We start from the raw sequence: 24,629 nt of genomic DNA, 5'->3' as shown, positions 1-24,629 counted from the left end.
GCGGTACGGATGATCCACGCCTGCGGGATGACCGACCTGGTACGCGAGCTCTGGGCGTGGAGCGCTGGTGCGATGTCCGGCCGGCCGGGCCTACGGGTGCGTGTCCGTGATCGCGATGACCTCGTCCAGGCGGTCCAGGGCGGCCTGCAGGTCGTCGACCTTGGCCTGGATGCGGTCGCGCTCGGCGCGCAGCATGGATCGCTGCTCGGCGTCGGTGTGCCCGGTGTCCCAGCATGGAAGGAGCTCCGCGATCCTTCGGCTGGTCAGACCGGCGGCGAACATCTGCTGGAAGAAGCGCACCAGGGTGACGGCGTCCTGCCGGTAGAGGCGCTGGCCGGACGGGCTGCGCTCCGCTGTGAGCAGCCCCTGCTGCTCGTAGTAGCGCACGGCGCGTACCGAGACACCGGCGCCCCGTGCCACCTCGCCGATACGGACCAGCCGCTCGGCCGCGGTCTCCGTGACGGTCATGGTGATTCCTCTCGCCCCGGTCCTGACGGCCGACACGTGCCTCTGACGTCAGCGTCAGGTTCTAGCGTACCGGGCCTCTCGACATCACCGATCCCGCATCCGTGCGGGCCGCCGCCGAGGCCGCCCCGGATGTCTCGCTCCTCGTCAACAACGCGGGGATCAGTACCGGGACCGATCTGGTGACCGGTTCGCTGGACGCGGTCCGGCACGAGCTGGAGACCAACACGTTCGGCCACCTGGGGATGATCCGGGAGTTCGCGCCGGTGCTCGCCGGGAACGGCGGGGACGCGATCGTCAACGTCCTCTCCGCCATGTCGTGGTTCCCGGGCAAGGGCGCCAACGCCTACCGCCTGACCAAGGCCGCCGCCTGGGCCATGACCAACGGTGTCCGCCTGGAGCTCGCCGAGCAGGGCACGCTCGTCACAGCGGTGCACCTCGGCCTGGCCGACACCGACATGGCGGCGGGCTGGCCCGTGGACAAGATCGCTTCGGTCGGGGCGCGCTGCGCGTGGGCGACGGTCGCGCGAAAATGGAGAAGGAAAGTGCGAACGCGGTGGCCGGTAAGGGCCCGGTGACGACGTGACGTGCTTCAGGAGGCGGTCATGACAGAACAGCGCGGCAGCAGCACTGCCATTCCGGAGAAGTTCGGTGGGCTGGTCGCGGAATTCCGCGGTCTGGTCGAGAAGTATCCGGACGCGGTCCGGCATTTCTCCCTCGCGTACTACCCCGCGGGGCGCGGAGAGGAATCGGAGGGAGCTCTGACGGTGGGGTTCGTCCAGCCGGTTTTTGAATGCTCCGAAATAGAGCCCGGGCTCGCTGTGTGCGAACGTGTCGACGAGCAGTGATCACGGCGGAAATCGCGTCCCGGAATTCGCGTCCCGGAATTCGGTCGCGCCTTCGCCCGGCACACCAGCGCCCTTACCCGAAGGAGGCATGATGTCCCCGTTGCCCGAACGTCTCAGTGACGAGCATCTGCGCGCCCTCAGAGAGGCGGCCGAGCTGATCGACAAGGGCCGGGCGTCGGCCGCCGAGGTGCTCGCCCGGGCCGGACTGGATCCGGGCCTCGCGTCGCTCGCCTCCGTGGGGGTCTGCGCCGGAGTGCCCCATTCGGGGACGGAGCAGGTATGCGGATGCGACGGGTTCCGGGGCGACCCCGACTTCTGCTTCACCCAGTACAAGGACTTCACCGGACCGGACATCGGCGCCGGGGCGATCATCCGCGTCTGCGGGCACCCTCGGGTGGACCATGAGGTGTCGTTCTGACGGCGGGACGGCCGGGAGGGAGCTTGGGGCGCCCCGGGAGGGACTAGAAGCCGAGCTTGCGGAGCTGCTTGGGGTCGCGCTGCCAGTCCTTGGCGACCTTGACGTGCAGGTCCAGGAAGACCGGGGTGCCGAGCAGGGCCTCGATGTGCTTGCGGGACTTGGTGCCGACCTCCTTGAGGCGGGAGCCCTTGGGGCCGATGATGATGCCCTTCTGGCTGGGGCGCTCGATGTAGACGTTGGCGTGGATGTCGAGCAGCGGCTTGTCGGCGGGGCGGTCCTCGCGGGGGATCATCTCCTCGACGACCACCGCGATGGAGTGCGGCAGCTCGTCCCGTACGCCTTCCAGCGCGGCCTCGCGGATCAGTTCGGCGACCATGACCATCTCGGGCTCGTCGGTGAGGTCGCCCTCCGGGTACAGCGGCGGGGACTGGGGCATCAGCGGGATCAGCAGGTCGGCGACGAGCTGGACCTGCTTGCCGCCGGTCGCCGAGACGGGCACGATCTCGGCCCACTCGATGCCCAGTTCCTGGCCCAGCCGGTCGACGGCGATGAGCTGCTCGGCCAGCCGCTTGGAGTCGACCAGGTCGGTCTTGGTGACGATGGCGACCTTGGGCGTCTTCTTGATCCCGGCCAGCTCCTTGGCGATGTACGTGTCGCCGGGGCCCACCTTCTGGTCGGCGGGCAGGCAGAAGCCGATCACGTCGACCTCGGCCCAGGTGGTGCGCACCACGTCGTTGAGCCGCTCGCCGAGCAGGGTGCGGGGCTTGTGCAGCCCGGGGGTGTCCACCAGGACCAGCTGGGCGTCGGGGCGGTGCACGATGCCGCGCACGGTGTGCCGGGTGGTCTGCGGGCGGTTGGAGGTGATGGCCACCTTCTGCCCGACCAGAGCGTTCGTGAGGGTGGACTTGCCGGCGTTGGGGCGGCCGACGAAGCAGGCGAAGCCGGCCCGGTGGGCGGCCCCGGAGTCGGAGGTCTCGGAAGCAGGGGTGCGAACGCTCATGGGGGTCATTGTCCCCGATCCCCGGCCCCGTCTCGTACCCGTGTCCGGACACCCGTACGGGGTGGGTCCCGGCCGCCCCCGCCGGGAGGGTGGTCAGCCGGCGGTGAGGCGGGTGCGCAGGGTGCCGTCGGGGCCGGCGAGCAGTACGGGGGTGGTGGCGCCGCCGAGGTCGCGTACGGCGGCCCGGTCCTCCTCGGTGGTGGTCTCGGAACCGGACACCACGGCGGCGGCCTCCAGGGAGGTGGCCCCGCTGGCGACGGCCATGGCCACGGCGGTCCGCAGCGCGCTGAGCCGCAGGGAGGGGAGGTCCACGGTGCCGGCGACATAGGTGCGGCCGGTCTCGTCGCGGACGGCCGCGCCCTCGGCGACGCCGTTGCGGGCGCGGGCGCTGCGCGCCAGGGTGACGATCTTGCGGTCCTCGGCGGAGAGGTCGCCGGGGGGCGTCTTGCCGGCGGAGGGCTGCTCGTTGCTCTGCGTCATGTCCTGAGCATAGGCCGGGTACGACTGGTGGTTACGGGCGGTCCAGGCGGAGGCGTTCGGCTCGGGGGAGGCCGGCGACGACCAGGTCGTAGGAGTCCTCGATCAGCTCGCGCACCGTCTTCTCGGGCAGCGCGGCGACGGTCACCGTGTTCCAGTGGCGCTTGTTCATGTGGTAGCCGGGGGCGACCGCCTCGGGGTGCTCGGCGCGCAGCCGTACCGCGTTCTCCGGCTCGCACTTGAGGTTGACGGTGAGTGGGCGGGCGTCCAGGGCGGAGAGGGCGAACAGCTTGCCGGCGACCTTGAAGACCGAGGTGTCGGGGCCGAAGGGGAACTCCTCGGCCGTGTCGTTGAAGGTGAGGCAGAAGGCGCGGAGCCGGGCGGCGGTCATGGGCCGGGGCGTCATGCGGCGGGCTCCTTCTCGACCGGTTCGGCGAGCACGGTGACGATCTTGTTGCGGCGGCCGGCCGGGGACTCGGCGGTCAGCCGCAGTCCGCGCCCGTCGGGCAGCTCGACCTCGGCGGCGGCGCCGGCGATGGGGACGCGGCCCAGTGCCTTGGCGAGCAGTCCGCCGACCGTCTCCACGTCCTCGTCGTCGTAGGCGTCCAGGCCGAACAGCTCGCCGAGGTCGCCGATGTCGAGGCGGGCGGTGACCCGGAAGGAGCCGTCGCCCAGCTCCTCGACGGGCGGCAGCTCGCGGTCGTACTCGTCGGTGATCTCGCCGACGATCTCCTCCAGGATGTCCTCGATGGTGACGATCCCGGCGGTGCCGCCGTACTCGTCGATGACGACGGCGCAGTGGTTGCGCTCGCGCTGCATCTCGCGCAGCAGGTCGCCGGCGTTCTTGGTGTCGGGGACGAAGCTGGCGGCGCGCATCGCGGTGGCGATCTGGTCGGACTCGGCCTCGCGGTTGACGTGCGTCTTCCTGACCAGGTCCTTGAGGTAGACGATGCCGACGATGTCGTCCTCGCTGTCCCCGGTGACCGGGATCCGGGAGAAGCCGGAGCGCAGGGCGAGGGTGAGGGCCTGGCGGACGGTCTTGTACCGCTCGATGGAGACCAGGTCGGTGCGCGGCACCATGACCTCGCGGACCAGGGTGTCGCCCAGCTCGAAGACGGAGTGCACCATGCGGCGCTCCTCGGCCTCGATCAGCGACTCCTGCTCGGCGTAGTCGACCATGGCGCGCAGTTCGGCCTCGGAGGCGAAGGGGCCCTTGCGGAAGCCCTTGCCGGGGGTGAGGGCGTTGCCGATGAGGATGAGCAGCTGAGGGACGGGGCCGAGGACCCGGGCCAGCGGCAGCAGCACATACGCGGAGGCGGTCGCGGTGTTCAGCGGGTGCTGGCGGCCGATGGTACGGGGCGAGACGCCGACGGCGACGTAGGAGACGAGCACCATCACGCCCATGGCGACCAGCAGCGCCGCCCAGGTCTCGCGGAACTCGGCGAGGCAGGCATAGGTGACCAGCACTCCGGCGGCCATCTCGCAGGCGACCCGGATGAGCAGGGCGAGGTTGAGGTAGCGGGTGGGGTCGGAGGCGACCTGGGCGAGCTTCTCGGCGCCGCGCCGCCCTTGGCGTACGGCCTCGGCGGCGCGGAAGCTGGAGACCCGGGCGAGCCCGGCCTCGGCGCAGGCGGCCAGCCAGGCGACCACGAGCAGCGCGATGGCGCCGCCGACGAGGGGGGCGGTCATGAGACGGTCGGCGCCGGGGAGGGGCCGGTGTGGCCCTTCTCCGCGCGCCAGCCATCGACGATCGCCGCCTGGAGGCCGAACATCTCGGCCTTCTCGTCGGGCTCCTCGTGGTCGTAGCCCAGCAGGTGGAGCACGCCGTGGACGGTGAGGAGCTGGAGCTCCTCGTCCATGGAGTGGCCGGTGGGGGCCTGCTCGCCCTGCTGGGCCGCGACCTCGGGGCAGAGCACGATGTCGCCGAGGAGTCCCTGCGGGGGCTCCTCCTCGTCCTTGGCCGGCGGACGCAGCTCGTCCATCGGGAAGGACATGACGTCCGTGGGCCCGGGGAGGTCCATCCACTGGATGTGGAGCTGCTCCATCGCCTCGGCGTCCACCACGATCACCGAGAGCTCGGAAAGGGGGTGGATGCGCATCCTGGTGAGCGCGTACCGGGCGATGTCGAGGATCGCCTGCTCGTCGACCTCGGTGCCGGACTCGTTGTTGACGTCGATGGACATGTGCTGTTCGGTCTACTTCCCGCTCTGGCCGTTCTGGGTGTCGTACTTCTCGTACGCGTCGACGATACGGCCCACGAGCTTGTGCCGGACCACGTCCTGGGAGGTGAGCCGGGAGAAGTGGACGTCTGGTACCCCGTCCAGGATGTCCTGCACCTGCTTCAACCCGCTCCTGGTGCCGCCGGGCAGGTCGATCTGGGTCACGTCTCCGGTGATGACGATTTTGGAGTCGAAGCCGAGGCGGGTGAGGAACATCTTCATCTGCTCGGGGTTCGTGTTCTGCGCCTCGTCCAGGATGATGAAGGCGTCGTTGAGCGTGTTGTGCGTCAGCAGGTGGTCCTGTGTGACGTACAGCGAGTCCTCGGCGGCGACCTGGATGCACACGGTCTCCTCGCGGCCCGCCGGCTCGATGGACTCGATGAACCGCATCGGGCGTCCGCCACCACCGGCCTGCTGGTACGTGCGGCGCTTGCGTTCGAGCCGGAAGGGCTCGATGCCTTCGGGCAGGCGGATGTCCACGACATGCGAGTCGTGGACGTGTGCCGCCAGTGCCGTCCCCTGGGCACGTCCCTCGGCCAGGCGGCGGCGCGTGTACGCCACCCCGCCCAGCGACCGGACGAGCCCGATGACGTCGTCCCGCAAGGTGATCGACGCGGTCGAGTACTGGACTCGGCAGGTCCGCCCGGTCTGGGTGACCGGACCGCCGTCGGAGTCCAGCAGCCCTTGAAGCACCGCGAGGCGCACTTCCGCGGTGTTCCTCAGGTACACCTCGGGGACGAACTTGGAGTGCGAGCGCACACCGAGCAGGTCCAGCTGCCGGAGGGCCGCCGTCACGGGGTTGGCCAGGGTGATGACGTCACCGGGCGACTTCACCCTGTTGAGGACGTAGTCCGGTCCTCCCCTGTGGCGCACCGAGACACCGGGCAGCGCGGTTTCCAGCGCCGCGGCCAGCTCCTGGTCCTCGGTGGCGAAGGAGGGGGTGGTGGATCCGGTCAGACAGCCGTCGCCCAGGAGGAGCCCCAGGGCGTACGGGTCCATGGGGACCGCCTGCTCGGGCATCTGGACGGGTGCGGTCAGCATCGGAAGCTCGTAGCGGCGCGCATGGCCCGCCCGCAGATTTCCGATCATCTCCTTGGTCTCCAGCACACGCCAGCGTTCCCCGCGTCGCCGGTCGGAGGCGGTCCGCACCGTCCACAGGTGCTCGTCGCAGCACAGGGTCCAGGATCCGTCCTGGGCGCTGAGGCGGTAGATGTCCTTCTCGCCCTGCGGATAGACGCCCAGTACGGGGGTCGGTTCGCCGTTGGATCCCACGACTAGGTCGCCGACCCGAAGCTCGCCGATGGGACGCCAGCCGTCCGGCGTGAGGACCGGTGTGAACAGCGGTTGCGCACGACCCCGCATATACGCCAGGGGCGCGACCTCGATGGTGCCCGCCGCCATCAGGCGGGGGATGGAGTCGGGGTCGAGCATGTCGTGCAGCGCGTCGTACAGGGGGCGCAGATAGGGGTCGATCTTCTCGTAGAGCGTGCCGGGCAGGAAGCCGAGCCGCTCCCCCGCCTCGACGGCCGGCCGGGTCAGGATGATCCGGGTGACCTGCTTGGACTGCAGGGCCTGGACCGCCTTGGCCATGGCCAGATACGTCTTGCCGGTGCCGGCGGGGCCGATGCCGAAGACCACGGTGTGCTTGTCGATGGCGTCGACATAGCGCTTCTGGTTGAGCGTCTTGGGGCGGATGGTGCGGCCGCGGCTGGAGAGGATGTTCTGGGTGAGCACCTCGGCCGGGGTCTCCTGGCCGGGCTCCGCGGATCCGTCGTCGCTCGCCCGGAGCATGGCGATCGAGCGTTCCACGGCGTCCTCCGTCATCGGCTGCCCGGTGCGGAGCACGAGCATCATCTCGTCGAACAGGCGCTGGATCAGGGCGACCTCGCCCGGCGGACCCACCGCGCTGACCTCGTTGCCCCGGACATGGATGTCGGCGGCCGGGAACGCCTGCTCGATCACGCGCAGCAGGGAGTCTCCGGAGCCGAGGACCGTCACCATGGGGTGCTTGGCCGGGACGGCGAACCGGGCCTGTGCCTGCGCCTGCGTCTGGGCTGTGTCTGACTGAGTCATGGGCCGGCCTTCTGGCCTGCGCATACCTCCTGTTGCAGGGTTCTCGCCGATCGACAACCTCTGATTCTCCAGCGTACGACGTGCCACCGACAACACCGAAGGGATTTGCGAAGGGAGGCCTCCGCCGGCCGCCTGCACGGGAGGGGGCAGGGAGGCCGCCGGCTGTCGGACGGTCTCAGGCGGAGCGGCCGAAGCCGATGGTGGGGACGGCCCGGCGCAGCGGCCAGGGGCGCAGCGGGGCGGGCAGCAGCGGCACCAGGAAGGCGTAGCGGCGCAGTGCCGCCGGGTCCTGGCCCTCGGCGCCCTGGACCAGGTTCCACCAGGCGGCGATCTCGACCCAGCCGGGCGCGGAGAGCGAGCCGCCGAACTCCTGCACGGACAGGGCGGCGGTCAGTCCGGCGAAGGCCAGCCGGTCGGCGAGCGGCCAGCCGGCCAGGGTGCCGGTGAGGAACCCGGCGACGAAGACGTCCCCCGCGCCGGTGGGGTCGAGGGCGGCCACCTCGATGGCGGGCACCGAGGCGGACTCGCCGGTGCGGCCGTCCACGGCGTAGGCGCCCTCCGCGCCGAGGGTGACGACGGCCAGCGGCACCTTTTCGGCCAGGGCGTGGGCGGCGGCGCGCGGGCAGGAGCTGCGGGTGTAGCGCATCGCCTCCTCGGCGTTGGGGAGGAAGGCCTCGCAGTGCTCCAGGTCGCCGAGGGCGGCCAGGTCCCAGCGGCCGGTGTCGTCCCAGCCGACGTCGGCGAAGATCCGGGTGCCCTGCCGCGCGGCCTGGGCGACCCACTCCTCGGAGCGGCCGGGCACCAGGGAGGCGACGGCGGCCCGGGCGCGGGGCGGGCAGGCGGGCCGGGGCCCGTCCGGGAGGGGTGCGGCGTGGCCGTGGGAGACCATGGTGCGCTCGCCCTCGTACGCCATGGAGACGGTCACCGGGGAGTGCCAGCCGGGCACGGTGCGGGAGCGGCTGAGGTCGATGCCCTCGCCCTGTTCCAGGGCGTCCCAGCAGTACTCGCCGTAGTGGTCGTCGCCGAACGCGGCGGCGAGGGAGGTGTGCAGCCCGAGCCGGGCCAGCGCGGTGGCCATGTTGGCGACCCCGCCGGGGCTGGAGCCCATGCCGCGCGCCCAGGTCTCGGTGCCGCGCACGGGGGCGCTGTCGAGGCCGGTGAAGACGATGTCGAGGAAGACCGTGCCGGTGAGGAAGACGTCGTAGTCGGGGTCGGCGGGCCCGCGTACGGGCCCCAAGGGGTCGACCCCGGCGGTGTGTTGCTGGTGCGGCGGCTGGTGCGGGCGGTGCTCTCCCCTGGGCGTGGTCACTGCGCTCTCTCCCCGGATGGCGGGTGCGGAATGCGGATCAGGCCAGTCTGCCCGACGGCGATGGCCGAAAGGGGGATCGCGGGAGGTTGGAGGGGCGGGGATGGGGTCTGCGGTGGCCTCCCCCTGGGACGGGAGCGGGGAACCCGGGGGCGGGAGGGGGGAACCCAGGGGGCGGGAGGGGCGCCTGGGGGGAGCTTGGAGGGGGCGCGTGATACCCACCCAGTGCGCTGGGAAACCTATTGTGACGTGGAACACGTGGAGTCGGCTTCTCCGCTTCCCCGGCGCCTTGATACAAATTGGCCCGCGTCCCCCGCGAACCACCCGTCGCACGCCGCACCTTGGCAGGTCGTGCGCCGTCGCCGTATGCCGTATGCCGCACGCCTCAGTGCCGCCGGGGCGCCTCTCCCCTCCCCGTCATTCCTTGTCATTCTCCGGGAACGCCCATGTCCTCGCCCCCGCGCGCCCTGGGGCCGCTCGTCGCCGTGTTCACGGCCGGGTACCTCGCCTCGTATCTGCTGCCCACCATCGTCGGGCGGCTCTCCGCCGGGCTGGGCCTGAGTCCGGCGCAGGCCGGGCTGGCGGGTTCGCTGCTGCTGCTCTCCTCGGCCGCCGCCGGGTTCACGCTGGCCTCCCGGGTCGAACGGTTCGGGCCGCGCCGGCTGGCCCGCACCGGGCTGCTGGTCGCGGTGGCCGGGTACGGCGCGGCCGCGCTGGCCGGGTCGGTGCCGCTGGTGGTGGCGGGCGCCATGGCCGGCGGCTTCGGCTCGGGGACGGCCACGGCGGTAGCGGCGGCCGGGATCGCGGGCCGCCCTGATCCGCACCGCGCCTCCACCCTGGGCCTGTTGTCGGTGTCGGCCACCGCCGGGGTGCTGTATCTGACGCTGCCGCATCTGACCGTGCCGGACTGGCTGGGCGGCGGCCACGCGCTGCCGTTCGCCGCGATCGCGCTGGTCGCGGCGGCGGTCTGGCCGGCCGCGGGCCGACTGGCGGGCGGGCACGGTGGCGATGGCGGGGACGGCGGGACCCGGGGTGCGGCGGGGCCGCTGCCCCGGCGGCGGGCGGGGCTGGTGCTGGCGGGCGGGATGGCCTGCTGGTCGCTGGCGCAGAACGCGCTGTGGGGGGTCAGCGGCCGGATCGGGCTGACCCAGGCGGGGCTGACCGAGGTGGCCGTGGGCGCGGTGTTCGCGGCCGCGCTGGGCGCCGGGCTGGTAGGCGTGCTGGGCGCGGGGGCGCTCGGCGGGCGGATCGGCCGGGCGGTGCCGATCGGCGCCGGGACGGTGCTCATCGCCGTCTGTATAGCGGTCACCTCGGCCTCCGACGGCCTGGTCTCCTTCGCCGGCGGCGAGATCCTGTGGAACGCCTGCTACCCGGTGGTGCTGTCGTATCTGATCGGTCTGGGCGCCTCCCTGGACCCGCGCGGCCGGTGGGCGGTGTTCGCCGGGTCGGCGTCCTCACTGGGCGTGGCCTGCGGTCCGGTGGCGGGCAGCCTGCTGTCGGAGCGGGCCGGGTACGCGGGGATGGGCCTGGTGCTCGCCGTCCTGCTGGTGCTGCTGGCGGCGCCGCTCACCGCGGTCGCCCTGCACACCGCGGGCCGCCCGCTGGTGCCGGGCGCGATCCGGCGCCGCGGTGGCGCCCCGGCCGCCCTGGTGGCGGGGACCACCGGCGCGGCCGCGGGCCTGGCCGCCCCGCAGATCGGCGCCCCGGAGCAGCCGGTCGCCGAGTTCCCGGTCCGTGCGGTGCCGGCCCGCCTGGTCCGCCGCCGCGCCTACCGCCCCGCGGGCCCGGACAGCTGACGGCCGGTCACGCGGTGGGGTCCGGGTGGGCGGTCACGCGGTGGGGTCCGGGTGGGCGTCGACCTCGGCGAGGTAGCGGGCCCGGCGCTCCTCGTCGTGGTCGAGGAAGGCGGCCAGGAAGGAGTTGCGGGCCAGCTCGCGCAGCTGCCCGGCGTCCAGCCCGAGCGCCCCGGCGACCGCGTGGTAGTTGTCGCCCACATAGCCGCCGAAGTAGGCCGGGTCGTCGGAGTTCACGGTGACCAGCAGTCCGGCGTCCATCATCCGGCGCAGCGGGTGGTCGGCGAGGGTGTCGACGGTGCGCAGCCGTACGTTGGAGAGCGGGCAGAGGGTGAGCGGCACCCGCTCCCGTACCAGCCGCTCCACCAGCTCCGGGTCCTCCAGGGCGCGCAGCCCGTGGTCGATCCGCTCGACGCCGAGCACGTCCAGCGCCTCGCGCACATACTCCGGCGGGCCCTCCTCCCCGGCGTGGGCGACCCGGCGCAGTCCCAGCTCGGCGGCGGCCGCGTACACCTCGGCGAACTTCGCCGGCGGATGCCCGACCTCGGCGGAGTCCAGCCCGATGCCGGTGATCCGGTCCAGGTACGGCTTCGCCTCCTCCAGGGTGGCCAGGGCGGACTCGGCGGGCAGGTCGCGCAGAAAGCACATGATCAGCCGGGTGGAAATGCCGTGCCGCTCCTCGGCGCGGTCCAGCGCCCGGCCCAGGCCCTCGACCACCGCGGAGAACGGCACCCCGCGGGCGGTGTGGGCCTGCGGGTCGAAGAAGATCTCGGCGTGCCGCACCCCCTGCCGCGCGGCCCGCTCCAGATAGGCCTCGGCGAGGTCGGTGAAGTCCTCGGCGGTGCGCAGTACGGCCATCAGGTCGTAGTACAGGTCCAGAAAGGACTGGAGGTCGGCGAAGTCGTAGGCCCGGCGCAGCTCGCCGGTGTCCGCGTAGGGCAGCGGCACCCCGTTGCGGGCGGCGAGGGAGAAGGCGAGTTCCGGTTCGAGGGTGCCCTCGATGTGCAGATGGAGTTCGGCCTTGGGGAGCGGGGCGGATGACGCGGGGAGTGCCATGTGGTGCGGTCTTTCCTGGTGGGGGGCGGTGCCGGTGGGTTCCATCGTCCATCAGCCCGGGGGCCGTCCCGCGGTGGGGTTACCGTGGCGCGGTGACGGTTCAGGTGATCATGCTCAACGGCGGTTCCAGCGCGGGAAAGACGGGGATCGCCCGGTGCCTCCAGGCGGTGCTGCCCGGCCCCTGGCTGGCGTTCGGGATCGACGGACTGGTGGACGCGCTGCCCGCCGCGCTGCGGGAGGGCGGCGAGGGCATCGGGTTCGCCGGGGACGGCGGGGTGGAGGTGGGCGCGGGCTTCCGGGAGCTGGAGGCCGCCTGGATGGCAGGGCTGGCCGCGACCGCCCGGGCCGGTGCCCGGCTGGTGGTGGACGACGTCTTCCTCGGCGGCGCGGAGTCGCAGGCGCGGTGGCGTACGGCCCTGGACGGGCTGGAGGTGCTGTGGGTCGGGGTCCGGTGCGACGGGGCGGTCGCGGCGGGCCGGGAGATCGCCCGCGGGGACCGGACCGGTGGGATGGCCGCCGGGCAGGCGGAGGCGGCGCACCGGGGCGTGGTCTACGACCTGGAGGTGGACACCACCCGTACCGAGTCCCTGGTGTGCGCGCACACCATCGCCGCCCGGGTCACCGGCCCCGCCGGCTGAGCTACCGGCCGCGCTTGGGCAGCGGTACGCGGATGAGGTCGTGGGCCACGGTCAGCTCGCCGTCGAACCCGGCGGCGCGGGCCTGCCGTTCGAAGACCTCCGGGTCGGGGTACCGCTGCGAGAAGTGGGTGAGCACCAGATGGCGCACCCCCGCCTCGCGGGCGACTGCCCCGGCCTGGCCCGCCGTCAGATGGCCGTGGTCGGCGGCGAGCGCGGCGTCCTCGTCGGTGAAGGTGGACTCGATGACCAGCAGGTCGCAGCCCTCGGCGAGGGCGTGCACACCGTCGCAGAGCCGGGTGTCCATGACGAACGCGAACCGCTGCCCGCGCCGCACCTCGCTGACCTGGTCCAGGCTCACCCCGCCGAGGGCGCCCTCGCGCTGGATGCGGCCCACGTCGGGGCCCGCGATGCCATGCGCGGCGAGCCGCTCGGGCAGCATCCGGCGGCCGTCCGGCTCGGTGAGCCGGTAGCCGAAGGACTCCACCGGGTGCGAGAGCCGCCGTGCCTGAAGGGTGTACGAGGAGGTGGTGGCCAGCACCCCGTCCTCGGCCACGGGGGCCTCGGCCAGCTTGACCGTCTCCCGGTAGGCGGTGGCGTACCGGAGCCGTTCGAAGAAGCGCTGCCCGCTGGCCGGGTAGTGGGCGGTGACCGGGTGCGGGACCTGGTCGAGGTTGATCCGCTGGATCACCCCGGCCAGGCCCAGGCTGTGGTCCCCGTGGAAGTGGGTGACGCAGATGCGGTCGATGTCATGGGCGGCGACCCCGGCACGGAGCATCTGCCGCTGGGTGCCCTCGCCGGGGTCGAACAGGATGCCCTGGCCGTCCCAGCGCAGCAGATAGCCGTTGTGGTTGCGGTGCCGGGTGGGCACCTGGCTGGCGGTGCCCAGCACGACCAGTTCGCGGACGGACATGGCTTCTTCCTGCGGGGGGGGGTGGGGGTGGGTGACTATCCGGGGGGCCAGGTCAGGCCGCGGCCGCCGAGCACGTGGGCGTGCGCGTGGAAGACGGTCTGCCCGGCGCCGGCACCGGTGTTGAAGACGATGCGGTAGCCGTCGTCCTCGGTCTTCTCCTGCCGGGCGATCTCCCCCGCCTCGCGCAGCACATCGGCGGCGATCTCCGGCGCCTCGGCCGCGAGCGCGGCGGCGTCGGTGTGGTGTGCCTTGGGGATGACGAGGACATGGGTGGGCGCCTGCGGGTTGATGTCGCGGAAGGCGAGGGTGGTCTCCGACTCGCGGACGACGGTGGCGGGCACCTCCCCGGCCACGATCTTGCAGAACAGGCAGTCGCCCTGGGGCTCTCCGGCCATGCCGCGGTCCTTTCGCGAAGTGGAGCGTGACGCGTGACGGCGTCACGACGTGACGGGTGGGTGTCACGGGTGATCTTCGGGTGGTACGGGGGCACTCTACGGGCTGAGGTCCGCGCCCCGCCGCCCGTTACCGGCCCCGTCAAGCGCCACCGGTCGCCGCCCGACGCCCGTTACCGGCCCCGTCCGGGGGTGAGGGCGGCGGAGACCCGGGCCAGCCGCTCGGGCGGCAGCGCGAACGGGTTGGCGGGGTTACGGCGGGAGTACGCGCCGTCGTTGACCCGGACCCCCTCCCCGTCCCCGTACACCGTCCACACCGCCGGGCCCGGCCGGCCCTGGCCCGCCAGGAGGGCGGTGGCGACCTCCTCGGGCGGCGCCTGTGTCCCCGTACGGGCACGGAGTGCGGCGGCCAGCCGGGCGACCGCCGCCTCGGGGATGTCGTGGTCCCCCAGCGCGGGCAGCAGGAGCAGCAGCCTGGCGTCCGGGTCGCCGGTGCAGCCGCCGGGCAGTTCGCTGCCGGCGGCCTCGGCCAGCTCCGGCCAGGACAGTCCGGGGCCGGAGAAGTGCCCGTCGTCGGAGGCGAGCAGCTCCGCCTCGGGCCAGGACGGGTGGTGGAGCAGGTAGTCGATACCGCCGTCCCCTTCGAGGGTGCGGTAGACGATGTGCAGGCGGTGGCCGGCCGCCAGCGGGACGGTGAACACCGGCCAGTCCGCGCGCTCCCACAGCCGCCCGTGGAACGCCTCGGCCGCTTCGTAGTCCGCGCCGAACAGCAGCTCCTGCGCCTGCGGGTCATGCGCGGCACAGGAGCCCAGGTGCCCCAGCCAGAACAGCGGCTCGTCCAGGTACTCGGGGTGGTGGGTGAGGGGGCCGCCGTCATAGCCGGGTATGCCGCCGGGCCGGCTTGGCGTACTGCGCTCATGGCCCGGTATGGCGCCGTCGTACCCCGGCACCTGGGTGGGACGCGGCCGCACGTTCTCCGTCATGGGGCCGATCATGCCGCCTGCCACTGACAGCCCGTCCTCAGTCGCCCGAGGAGGCGACGCGCGGGCTGCGGTCGGCGCGGCAACGGGCGGCCGCGCCCAGCGCGTCCCCGTCGCCCACCAGGCGCCCAAGCCCCCGGCCGCGCCGGACGGGGCCGAGGCTCCGGCCGGTGCCGGTCCGCCGCCTCAGCGCGACAGCGGGGCCCCGCCCTCAGCCCCAGCGGCCGGTGCGGCCCATCAGCAGGGCGACGGCCGCCGTGCCCGCCGTGGAGGTGCGCAGCACGCTGCGGCCCAGGACGTACGGCTCGGCGCCCGCCTCGGCGAAGGCGGCCAGTTCCTCGGGAGCCACCCCGCCCTCGGGGCCGACCACGAGGACGATCTCGCCGGCGGCGGGCAGCTCGGCGGTGGCCAGCGAGGTGTCGCCGGTCTCATGGAGGACGGCGGCGAAGTCGGCGGTGGCGAGGAGACGGGCGACCTGCCCGGTGGAGGCGGCCTCGGCGACCTCCGGGAAGCGGGTACGGCGGGACTGCTTGCCCGCCTCCCGGGCGGTGGAGCGCCACTTGGCGAGCGCCTTGGCGCCCCGCTCGCCCTTCCACTGGGTGATGCAGCGGGAGGCGGTCCACGGCACGATCGCGTCCACGCCGGTCTCGGTCATGGTCTCCACCGCCAGCTCGCCCCGGTCGCCCTTGGGCAGCGCCTGCACCACGGTGATCCGGGGCTGCTCGGCCGGCTCCTCGGAGACGGACTCCAGGTCCATGACGAGCAGCCGGTCCTTGCCCTCGCTGCCCTCGACCACGCCCTCCGACCAGTGGCCCGCCCCGTCGGTGAGCACTACGTCCTCGCCGGGGCGCAGCCGCTTCACCGAGACGGCGTGCCGCCCCTCGGGCCCGTCCAGGACGTACCGCCCGCCGGGGATCTGGTGGCGGAAGACGTCCTCGGGGACGACGAACACGGGCGCGGTCATGAGGCGGCCCCCTGCGGGGCGAGGGTCCCGGCGGCCTCGCGCAGCTCGCCGGCCAGCACGTCCACCAGCTGGGCGGCGGGCAGTTCGCGGGCCAGCCGGTGGCCCTGCCCGGCCCACAGCGCCATGCCCTGCGGGTCGCCGGCCGCGGCGGCGGCCTTGCGCAGGGTGCTGGTGAGGTGGTGCACCTCGGGGTAGGCGGCGGGCGCGTAGGGGCCGTGCTCGCACATGAACCGGTTGACCAGGCCGCGCGCGGGCCGCCCGGAGAACGCCCGGGTCAGCTCGGTGCGGGTGAACAGCGGGTCGGTCATGGCCCGCTTGTGCAGCGGGTTGGCGCCGGACTCGGGGCAGACCAGGAAGGCGGTGCCGAGCTGCGCGGCCTGGGCGCCCGCGGCGAGGACGGCGGCGATCTGCCCGCCCCGCATCAGCCCGCCGGCGGCGATGATCGGCAGCGGCACGGCCTCGGCGATCAGGGAGACCAGGGTGAGCAGTCCGGTGCCGGCGCCGTCGTTCTCCGGGTCGTCCCGGTGAGTGCCCTGGTGGCCGCCGGCCTCCACGCCCTGGGCGCACAGCGCGTCGGCGCCGGCCCGCCGGGCGGCCTGGGCCTCCTCGACGGAGGTGACGGTGACGAGGGTGCGGGTGCCGGCGGCGGCGAGCGCGGCCAGGGTCTCGGCGGAGGGGCAGCCGAAGGTGAAGGACACCACCGGGACCGGTTCGTCCAGCAGGACGGCGAGCTTGGCGTCATAGCCGTCGTCACGGCCGGAGTCCGGGTCGCCGAGCGCCGTCTCGTAGAAGGCGGACTCCCCGGCGATCTGGTTGCGGTACACCTCGACGGCGGCGGGGTCGGCGTGGCCCGGCTGCGGCATGAACAGGTTGACGCCGAAGGGCCGCGCGGTGAGCGTGCGCAGCCGGCTGATCTCCTGGTACATGCCGTCGGCGGTCTTGTAGCCGGCGGCCAGGAAGCCGAGGCCGCCCGCCTCGCTCACGGCGGCGGCCAGCTCGGGACGGGAGGCGCCGCCGGCCATGGGGGCCTGCACGATCGGGTGGAGGAAGAGATCGGTCAGTGCGGTGGACATGTGTGCATCGTGCCACGCCCGCCGACCGGCCCGAAGGCCCGGTTCAGGTGACGAGGTACGTGGTGAGGGGCGGCCGCCCGTTCCCGGACCCGCCGCCCCTCACCTCGTACCGCGGCGTCCCCTCAGCGGCCGTTGAAGGCGTCCTTCAGCCGGGAGAACAGGCCCTGCTGGCCGGGCTGGAACTGGCCGGTGGGCCGCTCCTCGCCGCGCAGCTTGGACAGCTCCCGCAGCAGCCGCTCCTGCTCGGGGTCGAGCTTGGTCGGGGTCTGCACCTCGACATGGACGATCAGATCGCCCCGACCGCCGCCGCGCAGGTGGGTGATGCCCCGGCCGTGCAGCGGGACGGACTGCCCCGACTGCGTACCGGGCCGGATGTCGATCTCCTCGACCCCATCCAGCGTCTCCAGCGGCACCTTGGTGCCCAGCGCGCCGGCCGTCATCGGGATGGTGACCGTGCAGTGCAGGTCGTCGCCGCGCCGCTGGAACATGGGGTGCGGAAGCTCGTGGATCTCCACGTACAGGTCGCCGGCCGGGCCGCCGCCGGGGCCGACCTCGCCCTCGCCGGCCAGCTGGATGCGGGTGCCGTTGTCCACACCGGCGGGGATCTTCACCGTGAGCGTGCGGCGGGAGCGGACCCGGCCGTCGCCCGCGCACTCCGGGCAGGGGGTGGGCACCACGGTGCCGAAGCCCTGGCACTGCGGGCAGGGGCGGGAGGTCATGACCTGGCCCAGGAAGGACCGGGTGACCTGGGAGACCTCACCGCGACCGCGGCACATGTCACAGGTCTGCGCCGAGGTGCCGGGGGCGGCGCCCTCGCCGGAGCAGGTGGTGCACACCACGGCGGTGTCGACCTGGAGGTCCTTCGTCGTGCCGAAGGCCGCCTCGTCGAGCTCGATCTCCAGCCGGATCATGGCGTCCTGGCCGCGCCGGGTGCGCGAACGCGGGCCGCGCTGGGACGCCGTACCGAAGAAGGCGTCCATGATGTCGCTGAAGTTGCCGAAGCCACCGGCCCCGAAGCCGCCCGCGCCACCGCCGCCGGCGCTGGAGAGCGGGTCGCCGCCGAGGTCGTAGACCTGCTTCTTCTGCGGGTCCGACAGCACCTCGTAGGCGGCGTTGATCTCCTTGAAGCGCTCCTGCGTCTTCGGATCGGGATTGACGTCCGGGTGCAGCTCGCGGGCGAGCCTCCGGAACGCCTTCTTGATCTCGTCCTGGGAGGCGTCGCGGCGCACGCCGAGTACGGCGTAGTAGTCCGTGGCCACTTACGACTCCGCCAGGATCTGTCCGACGTAACGTGCCACTGCGCGTACCGCTCCCATCGTTCCGGGGTAGTCCATGCGGGTCGGTCCGACCACGCCGAGTTTGGCGACTGCCTCGTCGCCCGAACCGTAGCCGACCGCGACGACGGACGTGGAGTTCAGCCCCTCGTGGGCGTTCTCATGCCCGATGCGCACGGTCATGGCCGAGTCCTTGGCCTCGCCGAGCAGCTTGAGGAGCACGACCTGCTCCTCCAGCGCCTCCAGCACCGGCCGGATCATCACGGGGAAGTCATGGCCGAAGCGGGTGAGATTGGCGGTGCCGCCGATCATCAGCCGCTCCTCGGTCTCCTCCACCAGGGTCTCCAGCAGGGTGGCGAGCACCGTGGAGACCGTGCCGCGGTCCTCCGTCTCGAAGGACTCCGGCAGGTCCTGCACCAGCTGCGGGACGTCGGCGAACCGGCGGCCCACGACGCGGCTGTTGAGCCGGGCCCGCAGATCGGCGAGGGAGGCCTCGCCGAACGGCGCCGGGCAGTCGACCATCCGCTGCTCGACCCGGCCGGTGTCGGTGATCAGCACCAGCATCAACCGGGCCGGGGCCAGCGACAGCAGCTCCACATGCCGCACCGTCGAGCGGGTCAGCGAGGGGTACTGCACCACCGCGACCTGCCGGGTCAGCTGGGCGAGCAGCCGGACGGTACGCCCGACCACGTCGTCCAAATCCACCGCGCCGGCCATGAAGTTCTGGATGGCGCGGCGCTCCGGCGAGGACAGCGGCTTGACCCCGGCGAGCTTGTCGACGAAGAGCCGGTAGCCCTTGTCGGTGGGGATGCGGCCGGCGCTGGTGTGCGGCTGGGCGATATAGCCCTCCTCCTCCAGCACGGCCATGTCGTTGCGCACGGTCGCCGGGGAGACGCCGAGCGCGTGCCGCTCGGTGAGCGCCTTGGAGCCGACGGGCTCCTCGGTGCCGACGTAGTCCTGGACGATGGCGCGCAGCACTTCGAGTCTGCGTTCGCTGAGCATCCGCGCACACCTCCAGCTGATGGGTCCTCGCCCCGCGCGTCGCTCGCGGGGGCCTCCCCGCACGGCGGCGGGCCTGTGGCTCTGTTCCCTGCTTGGCACTCGCCATGCCCGAGTGCCAGTGATGTCCCGGCCAGTGTACGGGGCGGGGGTGCGCCACCGGCAAGGGCGGCCGACCAGGCTACCGTGCCGGATCGCACGGCGTGCCGCCGTCGCGGCGATGGGGCCGGGGGCGGGTGGCGCACGGGACCCTCACGGCCCGGTACCGCCGTCGCGGCGCCGACGGCGCACGGGCGCCGGTCACGGCACGGGCGCCGGTCCGGCCGTCGGTCGGGCGCCGGTCGGCCGCCGGCGTCTCCGGCCGTTAGCGTCTCGGGTATGGACACCCCCACATGCGACGGATCGGGCATCGACTGGGCGGCGGTGGGCTGGGAGCGGCTCGGCGCGGGCACCGGCCGGTGCCGGCTGCCCGGCTGGGACGCCACCGCGGGGCTGGTGGCCGGTACGGACGCCGCCCTGCTGTTCGACGCGGGCGCCACCCTGCGGGAGGGCGCGCGGCTGCGGGCCGAGGCGGAGATGCTGCTCGGCGGGCGGCGCGTGACGCATCTCGCACTGAGCCACCCCCATTTCGACCATGTCCTCGGCGCGTCCGCGTTCGCCGGGGCGGAGGTGTTCGGGGCGGTCGGCCTGGACGCGCTGCTGGCGAGCAGCCGGGAGCGGGACGCGCTGCGTCGGGACGCGGTCCGGCATGGCGTACCCGAGGAGGAGGCGGCCGAGGCGGTGGACGTGCCGGCCGCACCCCGGCACCTCGTCTCCGGCGAGTGGACGCTCGACCTGGGCGGGCGGCAGGTGCTGCTGGCCAATGTGGGCCCCGGGCACACCGCCCATGACCTGGTGCTGCTGGTGCCCCCGCCACCGGGCGCGCCGGCCGGCTCCCGCGAGGTGGTGTTCTGCGGGGACCTGGTCGAGGAGTCCGGCGAGCCGCAGGCCGGCCCGGACGCGGTGCCGGGGCGCTGGCCGGCCGCGCTGGACCGGCTGCTGGCGCTGGGCGGCGAGGAGGCGCTGTACGTGCCGGGGCACGGCGCGGTGGTGGACGCGGCGTTCGTCCGGGCCCAACGGGACGCCCTGGCCCGCCGCTTCGGCGCCGCCGAAGACCAATGACGGCGTGACCATGTCGTAGCGTCTGGCGCATGCGCGCTTACGACTCTGATCTCACGCCCCCGTGGAAGCGTTCGGCGCCGGTGCCCGAGGTGGCGGCCGAGCCCGATCTGGTGGTGGAGGAGGTGGCCACCGGGTTCTGCGGGGCGGTGATCGGCTGCGAGGCGGGCACGGTGACCCTGGAGGACCGCTTCGGCAAGCGCCGGGTGTTCCCGCTGGAGCCGCGCGGCTTCCTCCTTGAGGGCCGCCCGGTGACCCTGGTGCGGCCGTCGGCGGGTCCGGTGCGGCCCTCCCGTACGGCCTCCGGTTCGCTCGCCGTGCCGGGTGCGCGGGCCCGGGTGGCGCGGGCCGGGCGGATCTACGTGGAGGGGCGGCACGACGCCGAACTGGTCGAGCGCGTCTGGGGCGACGACCTGCGGATCGAGGGCGTGGTGGTGGAGTACCTGGAGGGCGTGGACGACCTGCCGGCCATCGTCGCCGAGTTCGGGCCCGGGCCGGACGCCCGGCTGGGGGTGCTGGTGGACCATCTCGTCCCCGGCTCCAAGGAGTCCCGGATCGCCGCCGAGGTGTCGGACGCCCACACCCTGATCGTGGGCCACCCCTACATCGACGTCTGGGAGGCGGTGAAGCCCGCCTCGGTGGGCATCCCGGCCTGGCCGACCGTGCCGCGCGGCCAGGACTGGAAGACCGGGGTGTGCCGGGCGCTGGGCTGGCCGGAGAACACCGGCGCCGCCTGGCAGCACATCCTCTCCAAGGTCCGCTCCTACAAGGACCTGGAGCCCTCGCTGCTGGGCGCGGTGGAGCACTTGATCGACCATGTGACGGTCGGCGGGCCCGCCCAGCCCTGACGTGCGGTGGCTCAGTCCACCAGGTCGCGTACCACCGCGTCGGCGAGCAGCCGTCCGCGCAGGGTGAGGACGGCCCGGCCGCGCCCGGCGTACGCCTCCGGCTCCAGCAGGCCGTCCGCCACCGCCCGCTCGGCGGCGGCCCGCCCGGCCGGCTTCAGCAGCTCCAGCGGGCAGCCCTCGCGCAGCCGCAGCTCCAGCAGGATCCGCTCGACCCGCCGGTCCTCCTCGGAGAGCAGCTCCCGCCCGGCGCCCGGGGAGCGCCCGGCGGCCAGCGCGCCGGCGTACGCCCCGGGGTGCTTCACATTCCACCAGCGCACCCCGCCGACGTGGCTGTGCGCGCCCGGTCCGGCGCCCCACCAGTCGGCGCCCCGCCAGTAGAGCTCGTTGTGCAGGCAGCGCCCGGCCTCGGTGGTGGCCCAGTTGGACACCTCGTACCAGTCGAACCCGGCGGCGGACATCATCTCGTCGGCGATGAGGTAGCGGTCGGCGTGCACATCGTCGTCGGTCATCGGGACCTCGCCGCGCCGGATACGCCGGGCCAGCCCGGTGCCCTCCTCCACGATCAGCGCGTACGCCGAGATGTGGTCGGGCCCGGCGCCGAGGGCCGCGTCCAGGGAGGCCCGCCAGTCGTCGTCACTCTCCCCCGGCGTCCCGTAGATCAGGTCCAGGTTGACGTGGTCGAACCCGGCCGCGCGGGCCTCCGCCACACAGGCCTCGGGGCGGCCCGGGGTGTGGGTGCGGTCCAGCACCTTCAGCACATGCTGCCGGGCGCTCTGCATCCCGAACGAGATCCGGTTGAAGCCGCCCGCGCGCAGCTCGGCCAGATACGCCGGGTCGACGGACTCCGGGTTGGCCTCGGTGGTCACCTCGGCGTCCTCGGCGAGCCCGAACTCCTCCCGTACGGCGGCCAGCATCCGCACCAGGTCGGCGGCGGCCAGCAGGGTCGGTGTACCGCCCCCGACGAAGACGGTGCGCACCGGGCGGGGATCGTCGCCCAGCACCTTGCGGGCCAGGCGCACCTCATCGGCCAGCGTCCCGGCGTAGTTGTCGCGGGAGGCGAGCACCCCGCCGGAGGAGCGCAGCTCGGTGGCGGTGTAGGTGTTGAAGTCGCAGTAGCCGCAGCGGGTCGCGCAGTACGGCACATGCAGATAGAACCCCAGCGGCCGCTCCCCCGCGCCGACCAGGGCGGACGCGGGCAGGGCGCCGTCCTCGGGCACGGGTTCGCCGTCGGGCAGTACGGAAGGCATGGGGTCCATTGTCCGTCACCGGGGCGGGTGACCGTCGCCGGCCGGGGTGGCGGGGCGCCCCGGGCCCGGGGCGGGCGCCGTCACCCCGTCCCCGTGGCCGCCGTTCCCCCGGCCGCCGTCCCCGTCGCCACCGTTCCCGTGGCCGCCGTCTCCGTGGGGGCAGCCCCCGTCACTGCCCTCCCCGTCCCCACCGTCCCCGTTCCGGTGGTCCTCGTGGTCGGTCCCGGGGCGGGCTCCGCCTGGAGGACCAGCAGGGCGAGGTCGTCGCTGACCGGGGCCTCGCCGAAGCCGTGCACCGCCCGTCTGATCCGGTCGGCGATCTCCCGGGCGGGCAGCCCGGCGCAGCCCGCGAGCGCGGCGGCCAGCCCGTCCCCGTCGTCGAACATCCGGCCACCCCGGGACCGCCGCTCGGTGACCCCGTCGGTGACGCAGAGCAGGGTGTCCCCGGGGGCGAGGTGGAAGGTCTGGCTCTCGTAGCCGACGTCGTCCACCACCCCCAGCAGCACCTGCGGGACGGCGGCCGCGCTCACCGTGCCGTCGGGATGCAGCAGCAGCGGCAGCGGATGGCCCGCGCAGGCCAGGGTGCAGCGGGCGCCGCCGCCGTCCTCCGGGGCGAGCGGCACCAGCTCCCCGTAGAGCAGGGACAGGAAGCGGGGCAGCGGCCGGGGTTCCACCGCGGTCGCCCCGGGGGCCTCCTCCTGTGCGGCGGCCTCCGCGGCCAGCGGGTCGGCGGCGACCTCGGCCACCACCGAGGCCGCCGTCTCCGCCGCCTCGGTGGCGTCGTCCAGCAGCAGGCGGTTCAGCCGGTCCAGCACATGGCCCACCTCATGGTCGGCGTGGTCCTCGCGGGCCAGCAGCCGCAGCCAGGGGCGGGCCAGTCCGGTGACCACGGCCGCCTCCGGGCCGCTGCCCTGGACGTCGCCGAGCATGAAGCACCAGCGGCGCGCCCCGGGCCCGGCCTGGAACACGTCGTAGAAGTCGCCGCCCGCCAGCCCGTCGTCGCTCGGCTCGTACACCACGCAGCTGCGCACCCCGGGGATCTGGGCGACCTGGCTGGGCAGCAGCCCGCGTTGGAGGACCCGGCTGATGGTGACCTGCCGGGCGTAGCGGCGGGCGGCGCCGATGGCGAGGGCGACCCGGCGGGCGAAGTCCTCCACCAGGGAGCCGACCGCGTCCGGGATACGGGAGACCCCGCGCCGGCCGATCAGCAGCGTCCCCAGGCCGTGGCCGCCGACCACCAGCCGGTAGGCGAGCGCGGTGCCGTCGCCTGCGTCGGCCCGCAGGTCGCCCGGGGCGGGCCAGGGCACGGCCACCGGCCCCGGGCACGGCGGCTCGGCCATCCGGGGCGGCTCCTTCTCCAGCACCGCCCGCAGCGCCTCCAGGGCCGACTCGTCCGCGTGCCAGACCCGGGCCAGCCGGGGCGTGCCGCCGCTCTCCCGGTCGTAGCCGCCCACCCCGGCGGTGTCCTCCAACCAGAAGGCGCACCAGTCGGCGAGCCGGGGCACCAGCAGCTGCCCGGCGAGTGCGGCGACCAGGTCCTCGTCCAACTGCCCGGCCAGCAGGTCGGAGGCCTCGGCGAGGAACGACAGCCCGCCCCGGCCCGTCCACTCCTCGTCATCCCGCAGGGCCCGGCGCGGCGCGGGGGCGAGCAACTCGGCGGCCCGCAGCCCGCGCTGGATGGCCGGCTCGCCACCCGGTACGGGGCAGGCGTCCCACCCGTCCAGCGGCAGCCGGGCCCACACCGTCTTCGTCCCGGGGCGGTAGGTGATGCCCCAGCACTCGGCGAGCGCCGCGACGAGCTGGAGCCCGCGCCCGTACTCGTCCGGATCGCCGCCGCACTCGCCGCCCCCGGACCGCTCCTGGCGCAAGGCCCGGGTCGGGTGGTGGTCCGACACCTCCAGCACCAGCGCGGCGGGCGTGCCCTGGTCGGGATCCTCCAGCCGGAACAGCAACTCCACGTTGGTGCCCGCGTGGACCACGGCGTTGGTCACCAACTCCGCGGCGAGCAGCACCGCGTCGTCGGCGGCCCGGTCGGTGATCGCCGCCGCCGCGGGCAGGGCGAGACCGGTCCAGTCGGCGAGGGCGGCCCGGACGAAACGGCGCGCGGCGCCGGGCGCCAGCGGGTTGCCGGGCAGGCTGGTCCTGGCCACCGACTGCCCGGGCAGGGGCGGGCGGGGAGGCAGCGACAACTCGCCACCGGTCGCGCGCTGGGTCGGAAGAGGCCCCATGGACATCTCCTCGTCGGCTCCTGGTCGTTTCCTCGGGACGGACAACGACAGGGTGACAGATGGAGCACACCCATAAGCACCGTGTCACCGAAGTGGCTCACGGTGCCATCCGGGCGAGTGGTACGCAACCCCCGCCCGCGCCCCTGACTCCCTGCCTGGGCGACTCGCCCCGGCACCCGCGCGACACCACACGCACGACCACCCAACTCCGAAGACTGGATGAACGACGATGCATCGGTACAGGTCCCACACCTGCGGCGAGC

The 24,629-nt window shown here is 73.7% G+C and carries 24 protein-coding genes and 1 pseudogene; 7 read left to right on the top strand and 18 right to left on the bottom strand.

Annotated features, from left to right (window positions below; all coding sequences use genetic code 11):
* Positions 1–90: 90 nt before the first annotated feature.
* The gene (locus ABZ945_RS32045; RefSeq protein WP_361276832.1) at positions 91–468 is read right to left on the bottom strand and encodes a MerR family transcriptional regulator; all 378 of its coding nucleotides are present in this window, start codon (positions 466–468) and stop codon (positions 91–93) included.
* 74 nt (positions 469–542) lie between these two features.
* Here ABZ945_RS32045 and ABZ945_RS32040 point away from each other — a divergent pair.
* The 3 genes and pseudogenes from ABZ945_RS32040 to ABZ945_RS32030 all read left to right on the top strand — a co-directional run.
* Positions 543–1,043 (top strand): annotated as a pseudogene (locus ABZ945_RS32040) (SDR family NAD(P)-dependent oxidoreductase); the annotation flags it as partial.
* A gap of 27 nt (positions 1,044–1,070) precedes the next feature.
* Positions 1,071–1,313: a hypothetical protein gene (locus ABZ945_RS32035; RefSeq protein ID WP_361276830.1), complete on the top strand. Its 243-nt coding sequence runs from the start codon at positions 1,071–1,073 to the stop codon at positions 1,311–1,313.
* A gap of 100 nt (positions 1,314–1,413) precedes the next feature.
* On the top strand, positions 1,414–1,731 hold the full coding sequence (locus tag ABZ945_RS32030; protein WP_361276828.1) for a DUF6422 family protein: 318 nt from the start codon (positions 1,414–1,416) through the stop codon (positions 1,729–1,731).
* 43 nt (positions 1,732–1,774) lie between these two features.
* On the opposite strand, the gene era is transcribed toward ABZ945_RS32030, so the two are convergent.
* The 7 genes from era to ABZ945_RS31995 form a co-directional block, all read right to left on the bottom strand.
* Entirely contained in the window at positions 1,775–2,740 is a 966-nt protein-coding gene (gene era / locus ABZ945_RS32025) for a GTPase Era (RefSeq protein WP_361276826.1), read from the bottom strand.
* 84 nt (positions 2,741–2,824) lie between these two features.
* Positions 2,825–3,211 (bottom strand): cytidine deaminase, encoded by a 387-nt coding sequence (locus tag ABZ945_RS32020; RefSeq protein ID WP_361276824.1) that lies wholly within the window; start codon positions 3,209–3,211, stop codon positions 2,825–2,827.
* 31 nt (positions 3,212–3,242) lie between these two features.
* A complete protein-coding gene (locus ABZ945_RS32015) occupies positions 3,243–3,599 on the bottom strand; it encodes an MmcQ/YjbR family DNA-binding protein (protein WP_361276836.1) in 357 nt (118 codons plus the stop codon).
* 11 nt (positions 3,600–3,610) lie between these two features.
* On the bottom strand, positions 3,611–4,897 hold the full coding sequence (locus ABZ945_RS32010) for a hemolysin family protein (protein ID WP_361276822.1): 1,287 nt from the start codon (positions 4,895–4,897) through the stop codon (positions 3,611–3,613).
* A complete protein-coding gene (gene ybeY / locus ABZ945_RS32005) occupies positions 4,894–5,391 on the bottom strand; it encodes an rRNA maturation RNase YbeY (RefSeq protein ID WP_248632142.1) in 498 nt (165 codons plus the stop codon). Before ybeY ends, ABZ945_RS32010 begins: the two co-directional genes overlap by 4 nt.
* Before the next feature lie 12 nt (positions 5,392–5,403).
* The gene (locus ABZ945_RS32000; protein WP_361276820.1) at positions 5,404–7,500 is read right to left on the bottom strand and encodes a PhoH family protein; all 2,097 of its coding nucleotides are present in this window, start codon (positions 7,498–7,500) and stop codon (positions 5,404–5,406) included.
* Between the two features lie 175 nt (positions 7,501–7,675).
* Positions 7,676–8,737 carry a PfkB family carbohydrate kinase gene (locus ABZ945_RS31995; RefSeq protein WP_361276834.1) on the bottom strand — a complete coding sequence of 354 codons (1,062 nt, stop codon included), beginning with the start codon at positions 8,735–8,737 and terminating at the stop codon, positions 7,676–7,678.
* Between the two features lie 515 nt (positions 8,738–9,252).
* On the opposite strand from ABZ945_RS31995, the gene ABZ945_RS31990 reads away from it, so the two are divergent.
* Positions 9,253–10,602, top strand: a complete 1,350-nt coding sequence (locus ABZ945_RS31990) for an MFS transporter (protein ID WP_361276818.1) — start codon at positions 9,253–9,255, stop codon at positions 10,600–10,602.
* A 33-nt stretch (positions 10,603–10,635) separates the two neighbouring features.
* Here the strand turns inward: ABZ945_RS31990 and ABZ945_RS31985 are convergent, their stop codons facing one another.
* Positions 10,636–11,655 (bottom strand): adenosine deaminase, encoded by a 1,020-nt coding sequence (locus ABZ945_RS31985; RefSeq protein WP_361276816.1) that lies wholly within the window; start codon positions 11,653–11,655, stop codon positions 10,636–10,638.
* Positions 11,656–11,747: 92 nt separating this feature from the next.
* Here ABZ945_RS31985 and cpt point away from each other — a divergent pair, with 92 nt between their 5' ends.
* The gene (cpt, locus tag ABZ945_RS31980) at positions 11,748–12,293 is read left to right on the top strand and encodes a chloramphenicol phosphotransferase CPT (RefSeq protein WP_361276814.1); all 546 of its coding nucleotides are present in this window, start codon (positions 11,748–11,750) and stop codon (positions 12,291–12,293) included.
* Between the two features lies 1 nt (position 12,294).
* Here cpt and ABZ945_RS31975 read toward each other — a convergent pair whose 3' ends face one another.
* The 7 genes from ABZ945_RS31975 to hrcA form a co-directional block, all read right to left on the bottom strand.
* Positions 12,295–13,203: a ribonuclease Z gene (locus tag ABZ945_RS31975; RefSeq protein WP_361276812.1), complete on the bottom strand. Its 909-nt coding sequence runs from the start codon at positions 13,201–13,203 to the stop codon at positions 12,295–12,297.
* 35 nt (positions 13,204–13,238) lie between these two features.
* On the bottom strand, positions 13,239–13,598 hold the full coding sequence (locus tag ABZ945_RS31970; protein ID WP_248632129.1) for a histidine triad nucleotide-binding protein: 360 nt from the start codon (positions 13,596–13,598) through the stop codon (positions 13,239–13,241).
* Positions 13,599–13,768: 170 nt separating this feature from the next.
* On the bottom strand, positions 13,769–14,578 hold the full coding sequence (locus tag ABZ945_RS31965; RefSeq protein ID WP_361276810.1) for a hypothetical protein: 810 nt from the start codon (positions 14,576–14,578) through the stop codon (positions 13,769–13,771).
* Between the two features lie 208 nt (positions 14,579–14,786).
* Positions 14,787–15,539 (bottom strand): 16S rRNA (uracil(1498)-N(3))-methyltransferase, encoded by a 753-nt coding sequence (locus ABZ945_RS31960; protein WP_361276808.1) that lies wholly within the window; start codon positions 15,537–15,539, stop codon positions 14,787–14,789.
* Entirely contained in the window at positions 15,536–16,612 is a 1,077-nt protein-coding gene (locus ABZ945_RS31955) for a nitronate monooxygenase (protein ID WP_361276806.1), read from the bottom strand. Before ABZ945_RS31955 ends, ABZ945_RS31960 begins: the two co-directional genes overlap by 4 nt.
* A 122-nt stretch (positions 16,613–16,734) precedes the next feature.
* Entirely contained in the window at positions 16,735–17,871 is a 1,137-nt protein-coding gene (dnaJ, locus tag ABZ945_RS31950; protein ID WP_361276804.1) for a molecular chaperone DnaJ, read from the bottom strand.
* Positions 17,872–18,888 carry a heat-inducible transcriptional repressor HrcA gene (gene hrcA, locus ABZ945_RS31945; protein WP_248632123.1) on the bottom strand — a complete coding sequence of 339 codons (1,017 nt, stop codon included), beginning with the start codon at positions 18,886–18,888 and terminating at the stop codon, positions 17,872–17,874.
* A gap of 375 nt (positions 18,889–19,263) precedes the next feature.
* Between hrcA and ABZ945_RS31940 the strand changes: the two genes are divergently transcribed.
* Positions 19,264–20,046: an MBL fold metallo-hydrolase gene (locus ABZ945_RS31940; protein WP_361276802.1), complete on the top strand. Its 783-nt coding sequence runs from the start codon at positions 19,264–19,266 to the stop codon at positions 20,044–20,046.
* Between the two features lie 29 nt (positions 20,047–20,075).
* The gene (locus ABZ945_RS31935) at positions 20,076–20,891 is read left to right on the top strand and encodes a DUF3097 domain-containing protein (RefSeq protein ID WP_361276800.1); all 816 of its coding nucleotides are present in this window, start codon (positions 20,076–20,078) and stop codon (positions 20,889–20,891) included.
* An 11-nt stretch (positions 20,892–20,902) separates the two neighbouring features.
* Here the strand turns inward: ABZ945_RS31935 and hemW are convergent, their stop codons facing one another.
* Both hemW and ABZ945_RS31925 read right to left on the bottom strand, forming a co-directional pair.
* Positions 20,903–22,147, bottom strand: a complete 1,245-nt coding sequence (gene hemW, locus ABZ945_RS31930; protein WP_361276798.1) for a radical SAM family heme chaperone HemW — start codon at positions 22,145–22,147, stop codon at positions 20,903–20,905.
* Between the two features lie 71 nt (positions 22,148–22,218).
* Positions 22,219–24,366 (bottom strand): ATP-binding SpoIIE family protein phosphatase, encoded by a 2,148-nt coding sequence (locus tag ABZ945_RS31925; protein ID WP_361276796.1) that lies wholly within the window; start codon positions 24,364–24,366, stop codon positions 22,219–22,221.
* Between the last annotated feature and the right edge of the window lie 263 nt (positions 24,367–24,629).

It is taken from the genome of Streptomyces sp. NPDC046887 (assembly GCF_040644755.1).
GTDB classification, from domain to species: Bacteria; Actinomycetota; Actinomycetes; order Streptomycetales; family Streptomycetaceae; genus Streptomyces; species Streptomyces lichenis.
Note: the sequence above shows the minus strand (reverse complement) of the source record. Positions and strands in the feature narration are given on the sequence as shown.

Excerpts from the sequence above, each read along its gene's own strand:
- ABZ945_RS31925 (WP_361276796.1), bottom strand. The coding sequence starts at position 24,366 with ATGGGGCCTCTTCCGACCCAGCGCGCGACCGGTGGCGAGTTGTCGCTG.
- ABZ945_RS32045 (WP_361276832.1), bottom strand. The coding sequence starts at position 468 with ATGACCGTCACGGAGACCGCGGCCGAGCGGCTGGTCCGTATCGGCGAG.
- ABZ945_RS31935 (WP_361276800.1), top strand. The coding sequence starts at position 20,076 with ATGCGCGCTTACGACTCTGATCTCACGCCCCCGTGGAAGCGTTCGGCG.
- ybeY (WP_248632142.1), bottom strand. The coding sequence starts at position 5,391 with ATGTCCATCGACGTCAACAACGAGTCCGGCACCGAGGTCGACGAGCAG.
- ABZ945_RS31990 (WP_361276818.1), top strand. The coding sequence starts at position 9,253 with ATGTCCTCGCCCCCGCGCGCCCTGGGGCCGCTCGTCGCCGTGTTCACG.
- ABZ945_RS31960 (WP_361276808.1), bottom strand. The coding sequence starts at position 15,539 with ATGACCGCGCCCGTGTTCGTCGTCCCCGAGGACGTCTTCCGCCACCAG.
- ABZ945_RS31985 (WP_361276816.1), bottom strand. The coding sequence starts at position 11,655 with ATGGCACTCCCCGCGTCATCCGCCCCGCTCCCCAAGGCCGAACTCCAT.
- hemW (WP_361276798.1), bottom strand. The coding sequence starts at position 22,147 with ATGGACCCCATGCCTTCCGTACTGCCCGACGGCGAACCCGTGCCCGAG.
- ABZ945_RS32020 (WP_361276824.1), bottom strand. The coding sequence starts at position 3,211 with ATGACGCAGAGCAACGAGCAGCCCTCCGCCGGCAAGACGCCCCCCGGC.
- ABZ945_RS31970 (WP_248632129.1), bottom strand. The coding sequence starts at position 13,598 with ATGGCCGGAGAGCCCCAGGGCGACTGCCTGTTCTGCAAGATCGTGGCC.
- ABZ945_RS31965 (WP_361276810.1), bottom strand. The coding sequence starts at position 14,578 with ATGACGGAGAACGTGCGGCCGCGTCCCACCCAGGTGCCGGGGTACGAC.
- ABZ945_RS31975 (WP_361276812.1), bottom strand. The coding sequence starts at position 13,203 with ATGTCCGTCCGCGAACTGGTCGTGCTGGGCACCGCCAGCCAGGTGCCC.
- hrcA (WP_248632123.1), bottom strand. The coding sequence starts at position 18,888 with ATGCTCAGCGAACGCAGACTCGAAGTGCTGCGCGCCATCGTCCAGGAC.
- ABZ945_RS31940 (WP_361276802.1), top strand. The coding sequence starts at position 19,264 with ATGGACACCCCCACATGCGACGGATCGGGCATCGACTGGGCGGCGGTG.
- ABZ945_RS32010 (WP_361276822.1), bottom strand. The coding sequence starts at position 4,897 with ATGACCGCCCCCCTCGTCGGCGGCGCCATCGCGCTGCTCGTGGTCGCC.
- ABZ945_RS32035 (WP_361276830.1), top strand. The coding sequence starts at position 1,071 with ATGACAGAACAGCGCGGCAGCAGCACTGCCATTCCGGAGAAGTTCGGT.
- ABZ945_RS32000 (WP_361276820.1), bottom strand. The coding sequence starts at position 7,500 with ATGACTCAGTCAGACACAGCCCAGACGCAGGCGCAGGCACAGGCCCGG.
- ABZ945_RS32015 (WP_361276836.1), bottom strand. The coding sequence starts at position 3,599 with ATGACCGCCGCCCGGCTCCGCGCCTTCTGCCTCACCTTCAACGACACG.
- era (WP_361276826.1), bottom strand. The coding sequence starts at position 2,740 with ATGACCCCCATGAGCGTTCGCACCCCTGCTTCCGAGACCTCCGACTCC.
- ABZ945_RS31955 (WP_361276806.1), bottom strand. The coding sequence starts at position 16,612 with ATGTCCACCGCACTGACCGATCTCTTCCTCCACCCGATCGTGCAGGCC.